General features: G+C 70.9%; 23 protein-coding genes, 2 tRNA genes and 1 other RNA gene. 18 read left to right on the top strand and 8 right to left on the bottom strand.

What is annotated here, in order from left to right; genetic code table 11:
* Positions 1-215 precede the first annotated feature (215 nt).
* The 3 genes from MQP27_RS26070 to MQP27_RS26060 are packed head-to-tail and all read right to left on the bottom strand — an operon-like array spanning position 216 to position 1499.
* Complete coding sequence (locus MQP27_RS26070; protein WP_372511311.1) at positions 216-596, bottom strand: hypothetical protein; 381 nt, start codon at positions 594-596, stop codon at positions 216-218.
* The gene (locus MQP27_RS26065) at positions 593-1021 is read right to left on the bottom strand and encodes an ATP-binding protein (RefSeq protein WP_242768022.1); all 429 of its coding nucleotides are present in this window, start codon (positions 1019-1021) and stop codon (positions 593-595) included. The genes MQP27_RS26070 and MQP27_RS26065 overlap by 4 nt, the downstream gene beginning before the upstream one ends.
* Before the next feature lie 46 nt (positions 1022-1067).
* Entirely contained in the window at positions 1068-1499 is a 432-nt protein-coding gene (locus MQP27_RS26060) for an NUDIX hydrolase (RefSeq protein ID WP_242768020.1), read from the bottom strand.
* An 86-nt stretch (positions 1500-1585) separates the two neighbouring features.
* On the opposite strand from MQP27_RS26060, the gene MQP27_RS26055 reads away from it, so the two are divergent.
* The 12 genes from MQP27_RS26055 (at position 1586) to MQP27_RS26000 (ending at position 9491) form a co-directional block, all read left to right on the top strand.
* Positions 1586-2374: a GntR family transcriptional regulator gene (locus MQP27_RS26055; protein WP_242768018.1), complete on the top strand. Its 789-nt coding sequence runs from the start codon at positions 1586-1588 to the stop codon at positions 2372-2374.
* A 169-nt stretch (positions 2375-2543) separates the two neighbouring features.
* On the top strand, positions 2544-2900 hold the full coding sequence (locus MQP27_RS26050; RefSeq protein ID WP_242768016.1) for an SCO3933 family regulatory protein: 357 nt from the start codon (positions 2544-2546) through the stop codon (positions 2898-2900).
* Entirely contained in the window at positions 2900-4276 is a 1377-nt protein-coding gene (locus tag MQP27_RS26045; RefSeq protein WP_242768014.1) for an FtsK/SpoIIIE domain-containing protein, read from the top strand. Before MQP27_RS26050 ends, MQP27_RS26045 begins: the two co-directional genes overlap by 1 nt.
* An 81-nt stretch (positions 4277-4357) precedes the next feature.
* Positions 4358-4819, top strand: coding sequence for a hypothetical protein (locus MQP27_RS26040; protein WP_242768012.1), 462 nt, complete (start codon positions 4358-4360; stop codon positions 4817-4819).
* Between the two features lie 23 nt (positions 4820-4842).
* The gene (locus MQP27_RS26035; protein ID WP_242768010.1) at positions 4843-5469 is read left to right on the top strand and encodes a DUF2637 domain-containing protein; all 627 of its coding nucleotides are present in this window, start codon (positions 4843-4845) and stop codon (positions 5467-5469) included.
* Positions 5470-5480: 11 nt separating this feature from the next.
* Positions 5481-5672 (top strand): mobile element transfer protein, encoded by a 192-nt coding sequence (locus MQP27_RS26030; protein WP_242768008.1) that lies wholly within the window; start codon positions 5481-5483, stop codon positions 5670-5672.
* A 17-nt stretch (positions 5673-5689) separates the two neighbouring features.
* Complete coding sequence (locus MQP27_RS26025; RefSeq protein ID WP_242768007.1) at positions 5690-5884, top strand: hypothetical protein; 195 nt, start codon at positions 5690-5692, stop codon at positions 5882-5884.
* A 25-nt stretch (positions 5885-5909) separates the two neighbouring features.
* Positions 5910-6161: a SpdD protein gene (locus MQP27_RS26020; RefSeq protein ID WP_242768005.1), complete on the top strand. Its 252-nt coding sequence runs from the start codon at positions 5910-5912 to the stop codon at positions 6159-6161.
* A 145-nt stretch (positions 6162-6306) separates the two neighbouring features.
* Positions 6307-7608, top strand: coding sequence for a replication initiator (locus MQP27_RS26015; protein ID WP_242768759.1), 1302 nt, complete (start codon positions 6307-6309; stop codon positions 7606-7608).
* Complete coding sequence (locus MQP27_RS26010) at positions 7601-7834, top strand: excisionase family DNA-binding protein (RefSeq protein WP_242768003.1); 234 nt, start codon at positions 7601-7603, stop codon at positions 7832-7834. The genes MQP27_RS26015 and MQP27_RS26010 overlap by 8 nt, the downstream gene beginning before the upstream one ends.
* A gap of 11 nt (positions 7835-7845) precedes the next feature.
* A complete protein-coding gene (locus MQP27_RS26005) occupies positions 7846-9090 on the top strand; it encodes a tyrosine-type recombinase/integrase (RefSeq protein ID WP_242768001.1) in 1245 nt (414 codons plus the stop codon).
* 50 nt (positions 9091-9140) lie between these two features.
* Entirely contained in the window at positions 9141-9491 is a 351-nt protein-coding gene (locus MQP27_RS26000; protein ID WP_242767999.1) for a hypothetical protein, read from the top strand.
* A gap of 64 nt (positions 9492-9555) precedes the next feature.
* On the opposite strand, the gene MQP27_RS25995 is transcribed toward MQP27_RS26000, so the two are convergent.
* Positions 9556-9643 (bottom strand) — tRNA-Ser (locus MQP27_RS25995).
* 72 nt (positions 9644-9715) lie between these two features.
* Between MQP27_RS25995 and ffs the strand changes: the two genes are divergently transcribed.
* From ffs to MQP27_RS25965, 6 genes are all read left to right on the top strand, one after another.
* Positions 9716-9814, top strand: an RNA gene (gene ffs / locus MQP27_RS25990) — signal recognition particle sRNA small type.
* 70 nt (positions 9815-9884) lie between these two features.
* Positions 9885-12284: a DNA polymerase III subunit gamma and tau gene (locus MQP27_RS25985; protein ID WP_242767997.1), complete on the top strand. Its 2400-nt coding sequence runs from the start codon at positions 9885-9887 to the stop codon at positions 12282-12284.
* Positions 12285-12358: 74 nt separating this feature from the next.
* Positions 12359-13618 (top strand): phosphoribosylamine--glycine ligase, encoded by a 1260-nt coding sequence (gene purD / locus MQP27_RS25980; RefSeq protein WP_242767995.1) that lies wholly within the window; start codon positions 12359-12361, stop codon positions 13616-13618.
* 423 nt (positions 13619-14041) lie between these two features.
* Entirely contained in the window at positions 14042-16180 is a 2139-nt protein-coding gene (locus MQP27_RS25975) for a M48 family metalloprotease (RefSeq protein WP_242768758.1), read from the top strand.
* Positions 16181-16398: 218 nt separating this feature from the next.
* Positions 16399-17901: a N,N-dimethylformamidase beta subunit family domain-containing protein gene (locus MQP27_RS25970; protein WP_242767988.1), complete on the top strand. Its 1503-nt coding sequence runs from the start codon at positions 16399-16401 to the stop codon at positions 17899-17901.
* 108 nt (positions 17902-18009) lie between these two features.
* A complete protein-coding gene (locus MQP27_RS25965; RefSeq protein WP_242767986.1) occupies positions 18010-18909 on the top strand; it encodes a phosphoribosylaminoimidazolesuccinocarboxamide synthase in 900 nt (299 codons plus the stop codon).
* 35 nt (positions 18910-18944) lie between these two features.
* Here MQP27_RS25965 and MQP27_RS25960 read toward each other — a convergent pair.
* The 4 genes from MQP27_RS25960 to MQP27_RS25945 form a co-directional block, all read right to left on the bottom strand.
* A tRNA-Gly gene (locus MQP27_RS25960) sits at positions 18945-19020 on the bottom strand.
* Between the two features lie 23 nt (positions 19021-19043).
* A complete protein-coding gene (locus tag MQP27_RS25955) occupies positions 19044-19658 on the bottom strand; it encodes a response regulator transcription factor (protein ID WP_242767984.1) in 615 nt (204 codons plus the stop codon).
* Positions 19655-20983: a sensor histidine kinase gene (locus MQP27_RS25950; RefSeq protein ID WP_242767982.1), complete on the bottom strand. Its 1329-nt coding sequence runs from the start codon at positions 20981-20983 to the stop codon at positions 19655-19657. Before MQP27_RS25950 ends, MQP27_RS25955 begins: the two co-directional genes overlap by 4 nt.
* Entirely contained in the window at positions 20965-21786 is an 822-nt protein-coding gene (locus MQP27_RS25945; protein WP_242767980.1) for an ABC transporter permease, read from the bottom strand. The genes MQP27_RS25950 and MQP27_RS25945 overlap by 19 nt, the downstream gene beginning before the upstream one ends.
* Positions 21787-22019: the final 233 nt, after the last annotated feature.

Genomic DNA, 22019 nt, shown 5'->3' with positions numbered 1-22019 from the left:
CGGGACCCTGACCGGGGAGGTGGCTAAAGCCGTGGAGCCGACCGCCCCAGCCACCACGTACCCGTTCTCGCGGCAAGCGGCTGATCGCTGTGCGCGCGGCACGGGCGCCGCCCGGGCTGGAGCGGGGCGGAGACAGGAGCGCAGGCCCGGCCGGGGGCCGGGCCGCGCGCGGGGAGCGGAGCGAGCCGCCTTGAACCAGTAGAGAAAGTTGTAACTCAGTCGGACGCGTGGGGCTTGAAGTCGTCAACGCAGGACGGGAGTTCGGCGCCTTGGCGGTGAGCGAGCATCAGGAAGATCACCGGTCGGATGGTCCATGTGATGCGGGTGGTGCCGTGCATAACTGAGACCCGGCAGGGCTGTCTGCGCAGAAGGGCCTGCCGTGTTGCTATGCGGCCCTGGTACAGCCAGCTCCATGCGTCGTCGGAGGCTCCGGCGTCGAGCGCCGGAGAGATCGTGCGCAGTGCGACCGCGACCCATCTGTCTGCCTGGGCGGCTGAGTAGGCGTCGAAGGAAGCGTGGAGCGTCTGTCGTTCCGGCTCGGCAGGGTCTTGGGTCCAGCACTCGCACCAGTAGCCGCGACGTGTCTCGGTGGTCACCACAGGTGGCCTCCCACTCGGGTGCCCGTGAAGAGTTCCGCGGTGACGGTGTGGCCGCCGTCGCTCTCGTGGACCACGACCCGGTGCGCGATGGCGCTGACCATGCCCAGACCTCGGCCGTGCTCGGCCTCCTGGTCCTGGTGCTCGACCTTCGGAGCTGTGCCGGCGCCGCCGCCGTCCGTCACCGACAGGGCAATGACCTGCGGGGAGACCGCCAGAGCCAGGTGGAAGCTGCCCGAGTCCCGGCCGCTGGCCGTGTGCAGGATCGCGTTCGCGCTCAGCTCGCTCACGATCAGTTCCGCGTCCTCGGCGAGGGGTGAGCCGCGCAGGATGTCGCGGGTCCAGCGGCGGGCCCGGCTGACCTCTTCCGGGAATCCTGGGCAAGTGAGCCCCCAGGCCCGGGCTGTACTCGTATACTCGTGCATACAAGTTCCTTCATGCTGGTAGGCCGCCATGTGCAGCGGGTTCGGGCTAGACGAGTTTCACGCCGTCGTGGGCGCGGATGGCCGGCGGGGACGCCGCGTCGAGTGCATCGATGACGCGGATCGCGTACGCCTCGTCGGCGAGTTCGGAGACTTCTTCGCGGGTGGCCCAGCGCAGGGCGCGGGTCTCGTCGCCGGTGGTCGGTGTGCCGTCGGCGGCCTGGCAGCGGAAGACCAACGAGACGATCAGGCCCGTCATGTTCTTGTAGACGCCGGTCAGGGTCGCCGGGAGCGCGATCTTGATACCGGTTTCTTCGAGGACTTCGCGTTGCAGGGCCTCGGGGATGGTTTCCTCGCGTTCGAGGACGCCGCCCGGGGGTTCCCACTTGCCGTTGTCGCGGCGCTTGATCAGGAGAGCGCGGCCCTGGGCGTCGACGATGACTCCGGCGACGCTCACGGAGTGCGGACGGTCCGTGCTCATGTTCCTCGGCCCTCTCGGCTGGCTAGGCTCTCCACCGTAGCAACAAGACTCGCCCACACGTCTAGATACCTAAAGGAGTACTCAACGTGAGCCCTCTTCCTTCCGGCCTCCTCGGCGACCTGGACCCCACGAGTGATCGTGCGGTCTTCAGGCAGATCGCCGACCAGCTGCGCGAGGCTATCGACCGCGGGCGATTCCACGAGGGCGACAAGCTGCCCTCGGAAGCCGACCTCGTCGAGCATTACGGGGTATCCCGTATGACCGTGCGAAACTCCTTCTCCATCCTTCAGGGGGAAGGGCTCGTGCACGCCGAGCACGGCAAGGGCGTCTTCGTGCGGCCCCGGCCGCCCGTGCGGCGGCTCGCTTCGGACCGGTTCGCGCGCCGTCATCGGGAGCAGGGGAAGTCCGCGTTCATCGTGGAGGCCGACGCCGCCGGCAGTCACCCCCAGGTCGACAGCCTTGAGGTCAAGGAAGAGAAGGCCAGTACGGACGTCTCCGCCCGACTGGGGTCCGTGCGGCGGGTGCTGGCTCGTCGGCGGCGGTATCTGCTAGACGGGCGGCCGGTCGAGTTCGCCACCTCCTACCTGCCCCTCGACATCGCCCGCGGCACGCAGATCGCCGAACCCAACCCTGGTCCTGGCGGCATCTATGCCCGCCTCGAAGAACTCGGCCACCGCCTCAACCACTTCGAGGAGGAGATCCGGGCCCGGATGCCCTCGCCCGCCGAGGTGAAGACGCTCCGGCTGGCCTCCGGCGTGCCGGTCATCCACCTGATCCGGACCGCCTTCGACACCGAGGGGCGGGCCGTCGAAGTCTGCGACACCGTCATGGCGGCGGACGCGTACGTGCTGTCGTACCAGCTTCCGGCGACCTGATCGTCATGGTTTGCGGTGGTGCGCGGGGCCGTTCTCCCGAACTCGTACACCCCAACATGCATACTCGTATAGACGAGTGGGCAAGTTGTGTGGCAAGGTGGTCCACGCGTTCCCGGTAACCGGGTTCGCAGGCCGCTGCATGTATAGACGAGTAGATAGGGAAACTGCCTTGCGTACCATCCGTGTTGAGACCTCGGCCGCGACGATCCTGCTGACCGAAGCTCCCGAGCCCAAGGTCCGCGACCGTCAGACGGGCGAGATCGCGAAGGATGCCGTCAGCGGTGAGGCGCTGATGACGATCGGCGTCGTCCACATCGAGGACGGCGAGTCGTCGCTCATCAAGGTCACCGTTCCGGAGAGCGGGGTCGCCGAGGGGCTGAACCTCGGGGCGCCGGTCTCGCTGCCGGGGCTGGTCGCCCGGCCGTGGGAGTCCGTGTTCAACGGGCAGAAGCGGCACGGCATCGCCTTCCGCGCCGCCGCCGTCACCCCGGCCGCGTTCCCGGCCGCTGCGGGGGCCGCCGCCTGATGTCCGACCTGACGACACTTCTGGAGGTGGGTGGTCCCCTCGCCGCGCTCGGTGGCGGGGCCGCCTACACCCGGGCCAAGCACCCGGCTCTCTATTGGTCCACGGTCGGCCTGCCGATATCCACGGCCCGGCTGCTCGGCTCGTACGGCTCCGTCATGGAGGCCTGCGGGCTGACGGTGGCGCCTTCCCGGCTGCGGGTTCTCGCCGTCAAGGCCACCACCAACCGCGAGGTCCGGCCGGTTCCGCCGCGCCGGGGCCTTCTCCGGCCCACCTCGACCGGGCTGCGCATCCGGCTCCGGCTCGCGCCGGGGCAGGAACCCGCTGACGTCGCCGCCTCGGCCGAACGGCTGCGGCATGCCTGGGGCGTTCACGCCGTCTACGTCACCACCGTCAAGCCCGGTGTCGTCGAACTGCGGCTCGTCGGATACGACGTCCTGCGCAAGGTGCGGATGCCGCGCAAGGCCGCTGGTGGCTTCCTCAAGGTGCCGGTCGCGCTGCGGGAGGACGCCATGCCCTTCGTACGCGACTACCGCACCATCCCGCACCAACTCACCCTCGGCGCAACCCTGTCCGGCAAGTCCATGTACCTGCGCCACCTCATCACCGGTCTCGCCACCCAGCCGGTTGCCCTGGTCGGCATCGACTGCAAGCGCGGGGTCGAGCTGGCCCCGTTCACGGCCCGGCTCTCGGCACTTGCCACCGACCCGGAGCAGGCGGCCGAGCTGCTACCCGTGCTCGTCAAGGAGATGGAGGACCGATACGACCTGATCAAGGCCCGGCAGGGCATCGCCCCGGACACCCCGGACGAGGAGATCACCTCCGACATCTGGGGCCTGCCCGAGCACCAACAGCCCACTCCGATCGTGCTGTTCGTCGACGAGGTCGCCGAACTCTTCCTCGTCGCCACCCGCAAGGACGAGGAACGGCGCGACGAGATGGTCACTCAGCTCATCCGTCTCGCCCAGCTCGGTCGCGCCGCCGGCATCTACCTGGAAGTCTGCGGGCAGCGCTTCGGCGCCGAACTCGGTAAGGGCGCCACCATGCTCCGCGCCCAGCTCACCGGTCGCGTCTGCCACCGCGTCAACGACGAAGCCTCCGCCAAGATGGCGCTGGGCGACATCGCACCCGAAGCGGTCATGGCAGCCTGCGCCATCGCCCCCGAGCGGCCCGGTCTCGCCGTCGCCGGTGACACCTCCGGCGGCTGGTCCCGCATCCGCACCCCCTACCTCTCCCTCGGCGACGCCGCCGAGACCTGCCGCGACGCCGCTCACCTGGTCCCCGAGCTGCCCGCGCTCAAGCCCTTCCGCCCGGACGTGCCCCTACGGCCGGTCGAAATCCCGGCCCCGGTCGTCAAGCCGCGCCCGGTGACGGACTGACCTAACGCCCTCACCCCGGTCGGCGTGACCGCTTCACGCCATGTCCCTACCCCTCCCATGCCCACAACAGGAAGGATCCCGATGCTCTGCGAACACTGCGGCGACCTGGACGGCCAGGAAACCGGCCCCGATCACGACGAACGCGACTGCCCCTGGCATGCCGATGAGCCCTGGACCGGTCACGACCTTGAGGCCGTTCTCCGGCAGACCGCTGACGGCAACCTGCGGATGAAGGCCGCGGTCGACCTGTTGTCCGAGCACGGCGTCTGGCTCGCCCGCCTCGCCAAGCGAACGGACCTGTTCGCCGCCGACGAGGACACCCACGAGGTCTACGACCTCGACTGGCCGGCCATCGCCACCGCGGTCAACGACCTCGCCCTCCCCGCCACAGGCAGTGAACTGCGCATCCTCGGCCTCGCCGCGTCCCTTGCCTCCGACGCCCCGGTCCGCCTCGGCGACGCCGTCACCGGCCTGGATGCGACGAACCTTCGCCTGGTCCTCGACGCCATCGCGATGGCCAACGGCCGCCCCTACGCGGCCTGAACCCCAGACAAGGAGGTGAAGACATGCCCCGCTCGATCCGACCGGACGCCGTCCTCGTACAGGCCGTGATCGCCGGAGCCCTGTCCTTCGCCCACCTGCACGACCTGGCTTCGGCGGCCGGACAGACCGACTGGAAGGCATGGGCCTACCCGATCAGCGTCGACCTGCTGCTCGTCGCCGCATGGCGTCGGCTGCGCTCCGGTACGGGCAAAGCGGCGCCCTGGTGCTGGTTCGCCATCGCGCTCACCGCATCGCTCGGCGCCAATGTCGCCACCGCCGGACTACTCGACATGAACGACGTGCCGGCCTGGCTACGCATCCTCGTCGCGGGCTGGCCTGCGGTCGCCTTCCTCGGCGGGACCCTCCTCGCCCACTCGGCGCCGAAAACAGCCACCGACGAGATCGGCGCGGAACTCATCGACGGCCAGGAGGAGGGGCTCGAAGCCACACCCGAACCCCTTGCCCAACCCGCCATCGAGTCGCCCCCGCCAACCCCACTCATCCCGGTCCCGGCCGCCCTGGTCGACCACGCCCGCAAGGTCGCCGCCGAACACCACACCCGCACCGGGACCCCGATCGACACCCGAACCCTCCGCGCCCGCCTGGGCGTTCCCGCCCCCATGGCCGAAGCCATCGCCGCCCAGCTCTGAAGGAGACCCACGTGAGCGCCAACCGCCGCTTCCGCAACGTCACCCGCATCGGCCCCGTCCAGGTCGCCACCGCCTACGACAACCGGGGCCGCGAGAAGCACACTGCCGCCTGCACCGCCCCGCGCTGCGGCTTCTCCGCCGACTACGACAGCCGCGCCGCCGCCGAACTGGCCGCCCGCACCCACCGCTGCCCCGTCCGCTGAAAGGACCCAGATACCCCGTGACCGTCAGCCTCCCGCTCGTGTTCGTCCTCGGCCTCTTCGCCTGGGGAGCGGTCAAGTTCCTCGGCGTCCGCACCTGGGTCGTCGTCCTGATCGCCGTGTTCGGCTTCTGGCTCTCCCACACCTTCATGGCGCCCGCGATCGAGTCCGGCACGCGCTCGGGCGTGGACGTCATAAACGGCTCACACGACTAGACGAGTAGATAAGGAGTTCCCGACTGTGTTCCTGCCCAAGTACCCCGACAACCCCACCCCGCCGCCCACGCACACTCACACCCCGACCACGACCAACCCGGCGCCCGTACAGCGCGCACTCCCGGCGGTCTCGATCGACAAGAACACGATCGCGGTCGTGCTCGTCGGCGGAGTCGTCCTCACCGCGCTCCTGGCCGCCGTCGCCGTCACGGCCATCTCCGTAGCCGTGGCCGCAGTCGCCCTGCGTTCCCTGCTCCGCGACCACAACCGGCGCTGAACCCGCTCCCTCCGGCCACCGGGGCGGCGGCACACGACCAAGCATTACGCCGCCCCGGGGCCTGTTCCTCCCGACCGAGCAAGCCAGAAGGAGAACCGCCATCTTCACCCGCACCACACCGGCCCCACTCCCGGAAGTCGCGAACCTGGCCGCACACGGCACGCTCCCGGGTATCCTCTGCCAGCTCTCCACCCTTGGCGGCTGCACGCACCCGATCCGCCTCGACGGCCACCGCACCGAGTACGACGTCGACACCACGACTGGTGAGGTCGGCGCCGTACTCCGCCACCTTGACTCGACCGACCTTCCGGCCGGCCAACTCCTGGTCCGCTGCAACAACCGCCGCACCACCCGCTGCCCGGCCTGTGCGGAGGTCTACCGCCGCGACACCTTCCACCTGATCACTGCCGGGCTGCGCGGCGGCAAGGGCACCCCGGAACACGTCGCCACTCACCCTCGCGTGTTCGCCACCTTCACCGCCCCGAGCTTCGGCCCGGTCCACAACCGCCCCTCCTCCGGCCGTACTTGCCGCTGCGGCGTCCAGCACGACCAGGAGGACGACGTCCTCGGCACCCCGCTCGATCCGGACACCTACGACTACGAAGCGGCCGTGCTCTGGAACGCCCATGCGGGCGCCCTCTGGCGGCGCTTCTCGGTCTACCTGCGCCGAGAGGTCGCCAAGCGCGCAGGCCTGTCACAGCGCCGGTTCCGCGACCACGCGCGCGTGTCCTTCGCCAAGGTCGCCGAGTACCAGAAGCGCGGCGCCGTTCACTTCCACGCCGTGATCCGCATCGACGGCCCCGGAGGGGGAGACACCCCACCCCCGCCCTGGGCCACCGCCGAACTGCTGACCGACGCCATCCGCGCCGCCGCGCGCAAAGTCCGCGTCGAGGGTCCGACCCTCGACGGCCGTGCCCACACCTTCACCTTCGGCCGCCAGCTCGACGTCCGCACCATCCGCTCCGCCGACTTCAATGACGGCCAGGAACTCACCGAGCGAGCCGTCGCCGCGTACATCGCCAAGTACGCAACCAAGGGCGCCGAGACCGCGACGGGAACTCTCGACCGCCCATTGAAGTTCGCCGCCGAACTCGCCCAGCTCGACATCAGCGACCACGCCCGTCGCCTGATCCGAACCGCCTGGACTCTCGGCGCCCGCAAGGACCTCGAACACCTCCGCCTGCGCGCCTGGGCTCACATGCTCGGCTTCCGCGGCCACTTCTCCACGAAGTCCCGCCGCTACTCCACCACCCTCGGAGCCCTCCGCGACGCCCGCGCCGAATGGCGCCGAGCACAAGCCACCGCAGCGAACGACCGTGCGACCGACACGACGTACGTCCTCGCCCACTGGGTCTTCGCCGGAACTGGCCTGTCACCTACCGAAGCCTGGCTGTCCGCGTCCCTCGAACCCGCCCCCGGAACGGAAGGAGAACCCACAAATGGCTGAGCCCCGAACCCTGTCGAGCGTGCAGGAGACCCCTGACCCTTCCTTGGTCCTCCTGACCGTGGAGGAGACGGCACGACGGCTCCGCATCGGCCGTACGACGTGCTTCCGGCTCGTACGCGCAGGAGAGATCGAATCCGTCATGGTCGGCCGACTGCGCAGAGTCCCCGCCGACGCCGTGCCCGCCTACGTATCCAAGCTCCGTCACCGCTCCGCCGAAGCGGCCTGAGGGAGGACGGCATGGCAGAGAAGAAGCGCAGTCGCCAGCCCAACGGAGCGTCCTCCATCTACCTCGGCAAGGACGGCAAATGGCACGGACGCGTGACGGTCGGCGTCAAAGACGACGGCACACCTGACCGCCGCCACATCGAGCGCAAGACAAAGACGGAGGTGACCAAGGCTGTCCGCGCGATGGAGCGGGCGCGGGATGAGAAGAAGCTCAGGAAGCCGGGGCAGAGCTGGACGGTCAAAGCCTGGCTTGAGCACTGGGTCGAGAACATCGCCAAGCCGTACGTCTCGGAGAACACGTATGACGGGTACGAAGTCGACGTGCGCGTTCATCTCGTGCCCGGCCTGGCCGCTCACAAGCTCGACAAGCTGGAGCCCGAACACCTGGAGCGCTTCTACCGGAAGATGCAGGAATCGGGGAGCGCCGCCGGCACCGCTCACCACGCTCACCGGACGATCCGAGTCGCCCTCGGTGAGGCCATGCGGCGTGGACACGTCGCCACGAACGTGGCCGAGATCGCCAAGGCTCCGCGTCTCGAAGAAGAGGACATCGAGCCGTTCACGATCGAGGAGGTACAGAGCCTCCTCGTCGAGGCCGCCAAGCTCCGCAACAGTGCGCGATGGGTCGTTGCCCTGGCGCTCGGCCTCCGCCAAGGGGAGGCGCTCGGACTCCACTGGGAAGACGTCGACCTGGACGCGGGATACGTCCGCATCCGGAAAAACCGTCTCCGCCCCAAGTACGCCCACGGCTGCGGAGACAACCCGTGCGGCCGGAAGGCCGGCTACTGCCCTCAGAAGCAACAGACCCGCCGAGAGCACAAGTCCACCAAGTCCCGCGCCGGGCGTCGCACGATCGGCCTCCCCGACCCGCTGATCAAGCTCCTCCGTCAGCACCAGGAGATACAGGAGAAGGAACGGATCGAGGCCGGTACCGACTGGGAGACCAAGGGATACGTCTTCGCCTCCCCGACCGGCGGCCCGCTCAGCCCCAACACTGACTTCCACATCTGGAAGAAGCTCCTCAAAAACGCGGGCGTACGAGACGGCCGTCTCCATGACGCTCGCCACACCGCCGCGACCGTGCTTCTGATTCTCGGCGTCCCGGACGTCGTGGTCGACGCGATCATGGGGTGGGAGCCTGGGGGAGCGGCCCGTATGCGGGCCCGGTACATGCATGTCACCGGGACAGTGTTGAAAAGGACCGCTCAGCAGGTCGGAGAGGCCCTTTGGGGTGCCGATGGACGGCATCTGCCATGATCCGGGATCGCCTGTCTCCCGTTCGGAAGGGGACAGCCGGGGGAGGAACCATGGACAAGCGGATGGACCCTGTCGAGATCATCGCGCGCGTGGGTGGCGTGACGCCCTACTCGGATCACGAACGTGCGTTCGGTACCTGGGTGTATCTCGCCTCGAAGGCTGGCTGGCAGGTGGTCGAAGCTGAAGGGTTCGCCGCCGACAGCGACCGGGGTGAAATCGGCGCGGTGGACGTCGAGGGTGTTCGGTACGTGATCCGGCTCGGGCCGAGAGTGCGGCGGCTGCTTTACGAGGTTGTCGATGGGCACATGGTGAAGCGGGACGTCCTCGCGGTCGCGGCCTGGGCGGAACCGGTCGTCACAAAGGAGAGCGCCCCCGGTTGGTACTCCGCAGAGGCTGACTGAGACGGAAACTGAGACGGACAAACGCCAGAGGCTCGGACCATGATCATGGTCCGAGCCTCTGAGCTGGCGGAGGATACGAGATTCGAACTCGTGAGGGGTTGCCCCCAACACGCTTTCCAAGCGTGCGCCCTAGGCCTCTAGGCGAATCCTCCGCCGGAAACATTACATGACCGAGAGGAGTGCTCGCGAACTCGTTCCCACCCGCTGACGTCGGGTACTCTTTGCGGAGCCCCTCACGCGGCGCTATCTGACTGAACTCCCCCAGGGCCGGAAGGCAGCAAGGGTAGGTTGGCTCTGGCGGGTGCGTGGGGGGCGCTTGTGTTCGCGGTGCGGGTGGGTGTGGAGCCCGTGCGCGGGACCTCGTTGTCAGTGGGCGCCTATAACCTCGTATGCGTGTCGTCTCTCGCGCTGTACCGCCGCTATCGCCCGGAGTCGTTCGCCGAGGTCATCGGGCAGGAGCATGTCACCGACCCGCTGCAGCAGGCGCTGCGGAACAACCGGGTCAATCACGCGTACCTGTTCAGCGGTCCGCGTGGGTGCGGGAAGACCACCAGCGCGCGGATCCTTGCCCGGTGTCTGAACTGCGAGCAGGGGCCGACGCCGACCCCGTGCGGGGAGTGCCAGTCCTGCCAGGACCTCGCCAGGAACGGCCCGGGTTCCATCGACGTCATCGAGATCGACGCCGCTTCGCACGGTGGTGTCGACGACGCCCGTGAGCTGCGCGAGAAGGCCTTCTTCGGACCCGCCGCCAGCCGCTACAAGATCTACATCATCGACGAGGCCCACATGGTCACGTCGGCCGGTTTCAACGCGCTGCTGAAGGTCGTCGAGGAGCCTCCGGAGCACCTCAAGTTCATCTTCGCCACGACCGAGCCCGAGAAGGTCATCGGGACCATCCGCTCGCGGACCCATCACTACCCCTTCCGGCTCGTTCCGCCCGGCACCCTGCGCGACTACCTCGGAGAGGTCTGCGGCAAGGAGAACATCCCCGTCGAGGACGGCGTGCTGCCGCTCGTCGTCCGGGCCGGGCAGGGCTCCGTGCGTGACTCCATGTCCGTCATGGACCAGCTCCTCGCCGGTGCGCGCGAGGAGGGTGTGACGTATGCCATGGCCACCTCCCTCCTCGGCTACACCGACGGCTCGCTCCTCGACTCCGTCGTCGAGGCCTTCGCCACCGGCGACGGCGCCGCCGCCTTCGAGGTCGTCGACCGCGTCATCGAGGGCGGCAACGACCCGCGCCGCTTCGTCGCCGACCTGCTGGAGCGGTTGCGGGATCTGGTCATCCTCGCCGCCGTTCCCGACGCCGCCGAGAAGGGGCTCATCGACGCCCCCGCCGACGTCATCGAGCGGATGCAGGCCCAGGCCGGCATCTTCGGCGCCGCCGAGCTCAGCCGCGCCGCCGACCTGGTCAACGAGGGCCTGACCGAGATGCGCGGCGCCAACTCACCCCGCCTCCAGCTGGAACTGATCTGCGCCCGCGTGATGCTCCCGGCCGCATACGGCGACGAGCGATCCGTGATGGCCCGCCTGGACCGCCTCGAACGGGGCGTGAACTTCTCCGCGGGCGGCGGCATGCCCGCGATGGGGTATGTGCCGGGACCCGAGGCGCATGCGGGTGGGGGAGCGGTGCCGGGTGCGTCCAGCGGTGGTCCTGTCGGTGGTGGGCCCGCTGCTGGTGGTGAGTTCGGTGGAGCGCCGGTTCCGCCCGGCGGCGGTCCGGCCGCGGCACGAGCGGCGGTACGGGCTTCGGGCTCGCCGAGCGCGCCGGGCGGACCGACACCAGCGCCGCCCGCGCCTCACTCACCGCCCGCAGCAGACCCCGCTGCCGCGGCTGCCGCTCCCTCCATGCCCCCTGCTGCCCCCGCCGCCCAACCGCCCCAGCAGCCCCAGTCGCCTCCCCCACCTCCGTCCGCCCCCCCGGCCGCAGCGCCCCCGGCCTCCGCCCCCGGCGCCTGGCCCACCGCCGCCACCGCAGGCAGCGGCCGACGCCCGGGCGGCTGGCCGACGGCTGCCCCGGCGGGCGGCGGACAGCCCTCATCGGCCCCCACCCCCACCACCCCCACCACTCCCTCGACTCCGGCACCGGCTTCCCCCCCGGCCGCCGCACCCCCACCCCCCGCCTCGACCCCGGCGCCCTACGCTCCCCCGAGCGGCGGCCTCGACCCCCGCATGCTGTGGCCGAACATCCTGGAAGCGGTCAAGAACCGCCGCCGCTTCACCTGGATCCTGCTCAGCCAGAACGCCCAGGTGGCCGGCTTCGACGGCACCACCCTCCAGCTGGGCTTCGTGAACGCGGGCGCCCGGGACAACTTCGCGAGCAGCGGCAGCGAGGACGTCCTGCGACAGGCGCTGGCCGAGCAGTTCAACGTCCAGTGGAAGATCGAGGCGATCGTCGACCCGTCGGGCGGCTCGGCCCCGGCCCCGACCGGCGGCACGCCCGGCTTCAACGGCGGAGGCGGCGCAGCCCCCGGCGGCTACGGCGGCGCGGGCAGTGCCGGTGGTTACGGCGGAGGCGGCAACGCGGGCGGCTACGGCGCCGGTGGTACGGCCGCCCCACAGCGTCCGGCGCCCCCGCAGCCGACCCCGTCGACCCCGACGCCCCCCACCACCCCGGCGCCGACTCCCACGCCCGCGCCCCAGCCCGCCGCCCCCGACCCCACGCCCCCTGTCTCCATCGAGGACGACATCCCGGAGGACGACGACCCCGACCTCAACGAATCGGCCCTCTCCGGCCACGAGTTGATCGTGCGGGAGCTCGGGGCGACGGTGATGGAGGAGTTCACGAACGAGTAGGCAACGCAGGGCAATGCCGGGCGGAGCACCCCTTGGAGGAACCTCCAGGACAGCCACCCGGCTACGCTGACCCCGTGAAGGTCCTCGTCATCGGAAACGGCGCCCGCGAACACGCCCTGTGCCGTTCCCTCTCCCTCGACCCCGCCGTCACCGCCCTGCACTGTGCCCCCGGCAACGCGGGCATCGCCGAGGTGGCCGAGCTGCACCAGGTCGACGCCCTCGACGGCACGGCCGTATCCGCGCTGGCCAGGCAGGTCCAGGCCGACCTCGTGGTCGTGGGCCCGGAGGCTCCGCTCGTCGCGGGGGTCGCCGACGCCGTGCGCGAGGCGGGGATCCCGGTCTTCGGGCCGGGCGGGGACGCCGCGCAGATCGAGGGCTCGAAGGCCTTCGCCAAGGACGTGATGGCGGGGGCCGGGGTCCCCACCGCACGTTCGTACGTATGCACAAACCCCGACGAGGTCGAGGAGGCCCTGGACGCCTTCGGCGCCCCTTACGTCGTCAAGGACGATGGCCTCGCGGCCGGCAAGGGCGTCGTGGTGACGTCCGACCTCGACGTGGCGCGGGCGCACGCGAACTCCTGCGAGCGCGTCGTCATCGAGGAGTTCCTCGACGGCCCCGAGGTCTCCCTCTTCGCCATCACCGACGGCGAGACGGTCGTCCCGCTCCAGCCCGCCCAGGACTTCAAGCGCGCCCTCGACGGCGACGAGGGCCCGAACACCGGCGGCATGGGCGCGTACTCCCCGCTTCCCTGGGCCGACCCGAAGCTCGTCCAGGAGGTCCTCGACACCGTCCTGCAGCCGACGGTCGACGAGATGCGCCGCCGCGGCACCCCGTTCTCCGGTCTCCTCTACGCCGGTCTCGCGATCACTTCCCGAGGCGTACGGGTCATCGAGTTCAACGCCCGCTTCGGCGACCCGGAGACCCAGGTCGTGCTGGCCCGTCTGAAGACCCCGCTGGCCGGCGTGCTGCTGGCGGCCGCCACCGGCGACCTCGCGGACCTGCCGCCCCTGCGCTGGAGCGACGACGCCGCGGTCACCGTGGTCGTCGCCTCGCACAACTACCCCGGCACCCCGCGCACCGGCGACCCGATCACCGGCCTCGACGAGGTGGCCGCCGAGGACGCCCCGCACGCGTACGTGCTGCACGCCGGTACCAAGAAGGACGGCGACGCGATCGTCAGCGCCGGCGGCCGCGTCCTGTCCGTCACGGCGACCGGCAAGGACCTCACCCAGGCCCGCGACCGCGCGTACAAGGCGGTGGCCCGCATCCGCCTCGACGGCTCCCAGCACCGCACGGACATCGCCGCGAAGGCGGCACGCGAGGCGGACGCCTGACCTGGCGCAAGCCCATCGCGGCGTATACCCGCACGAATGAACCGCACGGGTCCCGCAGCCGTCTTCGGATGCGGGGCCCGTTGCCGTGCCGATCGCTGGGCTGAATGCCCACCGAGTGCCCCACCGAGTGTCGTACCGAATGCCGTGCCGACCTCTTATAACCGGAGTCAAAAACAGAGGCCTGATCATCGCAGTCCGTCATCCACCTCTGACCAAAGCCATTCCATCGAGTGAGCGCTCCCCCATCCGGCTGACGAGGCCCCGGACCCCAACTAGGGTGCGGCGCAAGCGTTCCGGCACTTGGCCCACCGGCATTGCGATGTCAGTGGCGGGTGCCACAGTGGGGGAGTGAGCAACGCCAGGACAGCCAGGCAGTCGGCACAGCTGGGGAGGGGGTGAGGACCGGTCGTGACCGGTACCGGTATGGGAGTGGAGGCGGGCGCGCAGGCCGCGCGCTCCAGGGCCCTCGCCGTGCTGCGCATCCGCAGCCGCGCGCTGGCCGTGGCGCTGCTGCCCGCGGCGGCCGCCGTGATCTTGCTGGCGGGCGGTTCCACCGGACATCTGGTGGGCCCGTTCTGGCATGCCGCCCGGTGGGTCATGACCCCCGTCGCCGCACTCGTGCTGCTCGCCGCCGGTGCCATCGCCCTGGTCGTCGCGCGGGCCCGCCCGGCCGTGAGCCCGACGGTCCCGATCGCGGAGGAGTCCGCCCCGGACCTGTACCGCATGGTGCGTGACCTCGCGGACCGCCTGGACGTCCCCGCGCCCTCCGCGATAGCCCTGACCCCCGACTGCGACAGCTGGCTGGAGGACCGCACCCACCCGGCGCACGGTCCGCCCCCGGCGGAGGACCGCCACGACGAGATAGCGGGCGCCCACGCCCCGCACCGCCGCGGCCCCGCCGCCCCGGTGCTCGTCATCGGCTCCCCGTTCCTGTGGTGGATGCGCGTCGGCGAGCTGCGCGCGGTCCTCGCCCCGGTCGTCGCCGGTACGGGACCTTCGGCGCACCCGGACATAGCCGCGGCCCGTCGTTTCGTACGGGGCCTGGACGCCGCGGTGGCCGTCGCCTCGACGCCGGGCCGCTGCCCGCTGACCCGTGCGGTCTGCGCGGGGATCGGCGCGGTGGCCCGGCTGCTCCTGCGCGGCTGCCGGGAGCACGCGGCGCTGATGGAGCGCGGGGTCGCGGCAGCGGCGGCGGAGCGTGCACAGGCTGTGGACTACGGCCTGCGCATCGTCGCTCAGGAACAGGTGGGTCTGGCCTACGCCGGCTGGGACCGGCTCCTGACCCGAGTGGCACTCCCCGCGTGGCGAATGGGCCGCTGGCCCTCCCGTCTGGACGCGGGTGTGGTGGCGGCCCTCACCGAGCTCTCCCGCCGCGACCGCCTGGCCGAGGGCTTCGCGTCCCGCCTCGGCGAACGCCCGGCCTGCGACCTCTTGGAGGAACCCGGCGCGATCGACGAGGCAGCGTCCCTGCTGGCCGCCCGCCTCTTCCACGGCGGCCCCGCGGAACCGGGCCCGGACTGGGCCCCGGTGGACTGGCAGGAGTATCCGGAAGAAGTGGTGGACCGCAAATGGCGCACGGACGCGGCCCGCCTCCACAAGGTCCTCAACACCCTGTCCACAGCCCGCAAGCCAACCCCCACAACCCCAGACGCCGACGCCCCCACCCTGTCCCGAATCCTGGACCACTTGACGACACCCCAGGAAGAACGCACAGCCGCGCCGACGGAGCAGGTCCCAGCCACGCCGGCGAAGGGGCTTACAGCCGCGCCGACGGAGAAGCTCTCAGCTGAGCCGACGGCGGAACACCCAGCTGAGCCGGCAGCCGAGCGCACAGCCGAATCGGCGAACCGGCCCGCAACCGCGCCGGCGAACCGGCCCACAGCCGCGCCGGCGGACGGGCTCTCAGCCGAGTCGGCGAATCAGCCCGCAACCGCGTCGGCGCAGGAGCTCTCAGGCGAATCGGCGGACGAGCCACGAGCGACGCACTCGAACGAGCCGCGAGCGACGCACGCGAATGAGCCCGGAGCGACGCACTCGACCGAGCCCGGAGCGACGCGGTCGACCGAGCCCGCAGTCGCCGACGGCGAATCCGCCCCACAGGGGCCACCCGCACTCGACGACGAAACTGTCACGGGTGGTGCGGGTGGGAACGAATCGTTCGAAGGCGAAGCCGAGAACGAACGCGCCACCACCCTCGCCGCAGCCCTCACCACAGAGCTCGCCCGCGAGGAAGCCACCCCCCGCACTCCACCCCCCGCCCCCGACCCCGCCCTCTGGGACGACACCCCCCTCCCCCTCTTCCCGCTCCAACCCCCACGCACAGCCCGCGAGTTGCTCACCGACCACGTCACCGCGATGGTCTGCTGCGCCGCCATGGACACCGCAGGCGCCACCCCCGGCCTGGACTGGCTCGACGGCCCCTCCCTCCTCATCAACGGCGAACGAGCCGCCGACCTCACCCCCCGAGTCCTCAGCCTCGTCGAGGACGGCGACCCCGCCCCCCTCCGAGCCTGGCTCGTCGACACCGGCATACGCCCGGAGAAGCCGGTCCGCCTCGTCTGACCCGATGCCGACCCGATGGTGATCCCACGCCGGTTCCACGCCGGTTCCATGCCCCATGCCGGAACCCCCGGTTCCACTTTCGGCCAATTCGCAACGAAGTGTGACCAGTCGCGTGCGTAATGTGATGTGCTGGGACCGTTCGCGCACATGGCAAGGGCTTACGGCACAGGACAGACACACCACACGCGACCACGGGGGCACGAGGGAGGGGAGCGACCATGGGATCGGACCAGATCCGCCGCTGGGAGTCCGGAACACTGGCGCACGCCGTGACCGACCCCTTCGGCCAGGGCCCCGTCCCCTGGCTCCGCGGCACGGAGACGTACTTCGGCGACACCGGCCAGGTCGTCCCCTGGTACGTGGACGGCACCCAGCAACCGCACCAACAGACCTCCACCGGCACCCCCCGAGTCCCCGCCCCCCGAGCCTCCGGAGGCCCCCGCTCCGCCGACGACGTCGGCCGCCAGATCAAGGGCTTCATCTCCACCGGCGCGGTCGCCCCCGGCGAGGCCGTCGACTTCCACGTCACGGTCGACCCGCCCCAGCAATTCGCCGTCGACATCTACCGCATCGGCCACTACGGCGGCGACGGCGCCTCGAAGATCACCACCAGCCCCCGCCTCTCCGGCATCGTCCAGCCCCCGCCCCTCACCGCGGACCGCACCGTCTCCTGCCACCACTGGTGGCTGTCCTGGCGGCTGCAGATCCCGAGCTACTGGAGCATCGGGGCGTACGTCGCCGTCCTCACCACCGCCGACGGCTACCGCTCCCACATCCCCTTCACGGTCCGCGACAACCATCCCGCCGACCTGCTGCTCCTGCTGCCCGACGTGACCTGGCAGGCGTACAACCTCTATCCGGAGGACGGCCGCACCGGCGCGAGCCTCTACCACGCCTGGGACGAGGACGGCCGGCTCCTCGGCGAGGCCGACGCCGCGACGACCGTCTCCTTCGACCGCCCGTACGCCGGCGCGGGCCTGCCCATGCACGTCGGCCACGCCTACGACTTCATCCGCTGGGCCGAGCGCTACGGCTACGACCTCGCCTACGCCGACGCCCGCGACCTGCACGCGGGCCATGTGGACCCCACCCGCTACCGCGGCCTGGTCTTCCCCGGACACGACGAGTACTGGTCGGCCGGCATGCGCCGTACCTGCGAGATCGCCCGCGAGCACGGCACGTCGCTGGTCTTCCTCTCGGCCAACACCATGTACTGGCAGGTGGAGTTGGGCCCGTCCCCGTCCGGCGTCCCCGACCGCCTCCTGACCTGCCGAAAACGCAAGGGCCCCGGCCGTCCCGTCCTCTGGCGCGAAATCGACCGCCCCGAGCAGCAGTTGGTCGGCATCCAGTACGCCGGAAGGGTCCCCGAGCCGCATCCCCTGATCGTCCGTAACGCCGACCACTGGCTGTGGGAGGCGACCGGGGCGCACGAGGGCGACGAGATCGAGGGTCTGGTCGCGGGTGAGGCGGACCGCTACTTCCCGCGCACCCCGCTGCCGGAGCACGAGGACCGCATCCTGCTCGCGCACTCCCCGTACACCGACGCCGAGGGCGTCCTCCGCCACCAGGAGACGTCCCTGTACCGAGCCCCGTCCGGCGCCCTGGTCTTCGCGTCCGGGACCTTCGCCTGGTCGCCCTCACTGGACCGCCCGGGCCACGTCGACACCCGCGTCCAGCGCGCCACCGCCAACCTCCTGGACCGCATCTGCAAACGTGACTGAACTCACGTACGCCCAGATCACCCACCCTATGAAGCCCACCCCGAGCCAAGGGCGATCCCTCGCATACGGGAGAATCGAGCCACTTGGACAGAACCACGGGGAGGAACCGTGTCCGGATTCGTAGAAAAGCCCGAGCCGATCCAGGTTCCGGGCCTGGTGCACTTGCACACCGGCAAGGTGCGCGAGCTGTACCAGAACGAGGCCGGCGACCTCGTGATGGTCGCCAGCGACCGCATCTCCGCCTTCGACTGGGTGCTGCCGACCGAGATCACCGACAAGGGCCGGGTTCTCACCCAGCTCTCCCTGTGGTGGTTCGACCAGATCGCCGACCTGATCCCCAACCACGTACTCAGCACCGACCTGCCCGAAGGCGCCCCCGCCGACTGGGCCGGCCGCACCCTCGTCTGCAAGTCGCTGCAGATGGTCCCGGTGGAGGCGGTCGCCCGCGGCTATCTCACCGGCTCGGGCCTGCTGGAGTACAACGAGTCCCGCACGGTCTGCGGCCTCGCCCTCCCTGAGGGCCTGGTCGACGGCAGCGAACTCCCCGCCCCGATCTTCACCCCCGCCACCAAGGCCGAGGTCGGCGAGCACGACGAGAACGTCTCCTACGAGGAGGTCGCCCGCCAGGTCGGCGCCGACACCGCCGCCCAGCTGCGCCAGGCCACCCTCGCCGTCTACTCCCGGGGCCGTGACATCGCCCGGGACCGCGGGATCATCCTCGCGGACACCAAGTTCGAGTTCGGCTTCGACGGCGACACCCTGGTCCTCGCGGACGAGATCCTCACCCCGGACTCCTCCCGCTTCTGGCCGGCCGACCAGTGGCAGCCGGGGCGCGCGCAGCCGTCGTACGACAAGCAGTTCGTGCGGGACTGGCTGACCTCGCCGGAGTCCGGCTGGGACAGGAAGAGCGAGCAGCCCCCGCCGCCGCTGCCGCAGGAGATCGTGGACCGGACGCGCGCGAAGTACGTGGAGGCGTACGAGCGTCTGACGGGCACGAGCTGGTCGTAACGCGAAAAGCCCCCGGGAGACCGGGGGCTTTCACATGGAGCGAACGACGAGGTTCGAACTCGCGACCTCAACCTTGGCAAGGTTGCGCTCTACCAACTGAGCTACGTTCGCACTGCGCCGAAGCGCGAGGACTACTATACCCAACCTCGCTCGCGGGCGAGACGCACCGCGGAGTGACGGTTCTCCGCCCCGAGCTTCGAGACGGCCGAGGACAGGTAGTTCCGTACGGTCCCCTGGGACAGCGCGGCCCGCTCGGCGATCTCCGCGACGGGTGCTCCGTCGGCGGCGAGTTCCAGCACCTCGGCCTCCCGCGCGGTCAGCGGGGAGTCTCCGGAGGCGATCGCGTCGGCCGCCAACTCCGGGTCCACGTAACGCTGTCCGGCGTGCACGGTACGGATGATCTCCGCGAGCCGTTGCGCGCTGACGGTCTTGGGCACGAACCCGCGCACTCCCGCCGCGAGCGCCCGCTTGAGGTGGCCGGGGCGCCCGTGACTGGTGACGATCAGGATTTGGCAGCCGGGCAGTTCGGCGCGCAGAGATGTGGCGACCTTCACACCGTCCGCGCCCGGCATCTGGAGATCCAGTACCGCCACGTCGGGTGCGTGGGCCCGGGCCATCGCCAGCGCCTCGGGTCCGGTGGCCGCCTCGGCGACGATCACCAGGTCGTCCTCCAGCGCGAGCAGCGCGGCGAGTGCGCCCCGGATCAGATGCTCGTCGTCGGCGAGGAGCAGCCGTACGGGCGTCGTCATGCCGTGACCTCTCTCACGCTCAGCGGCACCTCGGCCGTAACCCGGAACCCGTCCCCACCGACCGGCCCGGCCTCCAAGGTCCCACCGACGGCAGAGAGCCGCTCCCGCAGACCGGCTAGGCCGGAGCCGGCGAGAGTGGAACCGGCGAGACCGGAGGCGGCGAGACGGGAGTCGGCGAGGCCGGAACGGGCGTCGCCGGAGGGGCTCGTCGCGCCGTCGTTCTCCACTGTCAGTACCACACGGTTTTGATGCACGTGCAGTGATATGTCACATTGCACCGCATCCCCATGCCGCAGCACATTCGTCGTAGCCTCCCGCACCACCCACCCCAGCACGGACTGCACCTCCCCACCCAGCCCCACGGCCTCCCCCGTGACCCCGCACCGAATCCCCGCCGCACTCAACACCCCCTGCGCACCGGCCAGTTCGACCCCCAGGTCGGCCTCCCGATACCCCCGTACGACCTCCCGGACCTCCCGTTGCGACTCCTGCGCGATCCGTTGTACCTCGATCATCTGGTCCACCGCCTCGGGCCGCCCCCGGCGTGCCAGCTGGACGGCGAGTTCGCTCTTCAGGGCGATCACGGCGAGGTTTCGGCCCATCACGTCGTGCAGATCGCGTCCGAACCGCAGCCGTTCCTCCGCGACGGCGAGCCGCGCCTGGACCTCGCGGGAGCGTTCCGCCTCCCACAGCACGGACAGCGTCCAGGCGCCGCAGCGGCCGGCGAGCAGGGAGAAGAGGGTCCCGAACATGGCCATGACCCCGACCATGACGACCCCGGCGAGATCGGGGTCGACGGCGACGAAGACGGCCATCAGCGCCACGGCGAGCAGAGCGGACCGGCGCAGGAACACCCCCATCGGCGGGACCAGCCCGTACAGCATCCCGAAGGGGAGCAGTGAGGCGCCGATGGCGAGCCGGGCGGTGACCGCGTCGGTGCCGCCGAGGGCCGCCAGCGTGGTGGCCAGGGTGAGGGCGAGGGTGAGCAGGACGGCGGCGGGGCGCAGGGCGCGGGGTGGGAGTTCGGCCCGGCCCAGGTAGTGGTCGAGGACGGGCCGGGTGAGCCGGTTGGCCTCCACGCACTGCGCGGCGCCGACCAGGAGCAGCAGTCCGCCGACGACCAGTGCCGCGGGCTGGCGGTGGAGTCCGCCCACGAGCGGCAGCGCCAGCCAGAACAGCGAGAACGACCAGGTGGTGGCGTACCAGGTGACCACGGACTGCAGCTCGACCCGCTGGGCCTTGCTCAACTCCCGCCAGTTCCGCCGCTGCCACCCTCTGATCCGCCCGAACACCGCTCCCCCGTCGCCTACCGCCGCGGCTCCCACCGGAACCACCTCCGCACAGCAAACACCGCGAGCCCGGTCCAGGCCAGCGCGATGCCGACGGCGCCGAGTGCGTCGTAACCGCTGAGGTGTCCGGTCAGGCCGCCCCGGACGAGGCGGACGGCGGGGGAGAGCGGGAGGAGTTCGCAGAGGGAGGCGAGCCGGTCGGGGAGGACCTCCGACGGGATCGCGATGCCGGAGCCCATCATCGACACGAGCACCAGCGGCAGCGCGGTGACCTGGGCGCTCTCCACGGTGCGGGTGAAGGATGCGGTGACGGCTGCGAGCAGTGCGCACAGCGCCAGGCCGAACAGGACACCGAGGACGGTGAGATACGGCGCCGGGGGCGCGCCGATGCCGAGGAGCACCGTGCAGCCCACGGCGAGCACGACCGTCTGCGCGAGGCCGAGGCCCATGGCGGGCAGCGCGGTGCCGGCGAGGATCTCGGGGTCGCCGAGCTCTCCGGTGCGCAGCCGTTTGAGGACGAGTTCCTCGCGGCGGGCGACGAAGGTGCTCACCAGGGAGCTGTAGACGGCGAAGAGCAGCGAGAACCCAATGGCCGCCGTCAGCGTCACCGTCCCGATGCTCAGCCCCTCCGCCTTGAGGTCGATGTTGTCGACGGCGGGCCGCACGCTGAACGGCAGCGCGAGCGGCAACAGCAGCGCCGTGACCACGGCGGTCCGATTCCGCCCGAGCAAGGTCAACTCGGCCCGAGCCAACGCCCGCAACCGCCGCCCGCCCGGCCCGACCGCCGCCCCACGCCCCAGACCACCCCGGACCCCCGTCCGCTCCCCGACCCCGCTCATCCCGCCACCTCCCACGTCCACGCCTCCCCCGATGCCGCTCACTCCGCGCCCCTCCACTCCCGCGCGTCCTCCGAGTCGCTCACTCCGCGACCCTCCACTCCCGCGCGCCCCCCGACTCCGCTCATGCCGCCACCTCTTGCTCCCGCGCGCCCCCTGAGTCCGCCGCTCACTCCGCAACCCCCGCTCCCGCGCGCCCCCCGAGTCCGCCGCTCACTCCCCAACCCCCACTCCCG

Origin of the sequence: Streptomyces cylindrosporus, assembly GCF_022698165.1 — a bacterium.
GTDB classification, from domain to species: domain Bacteria; phylum Actinomycetota; class Actinomycetes; order Streptomycetales; family Streptomycetaceae; genus Streptomyces; species Streptomyces cylindrosporus.
This window is presented reverse-complemented; position numbering and strand designations above follow the sequence as displayed.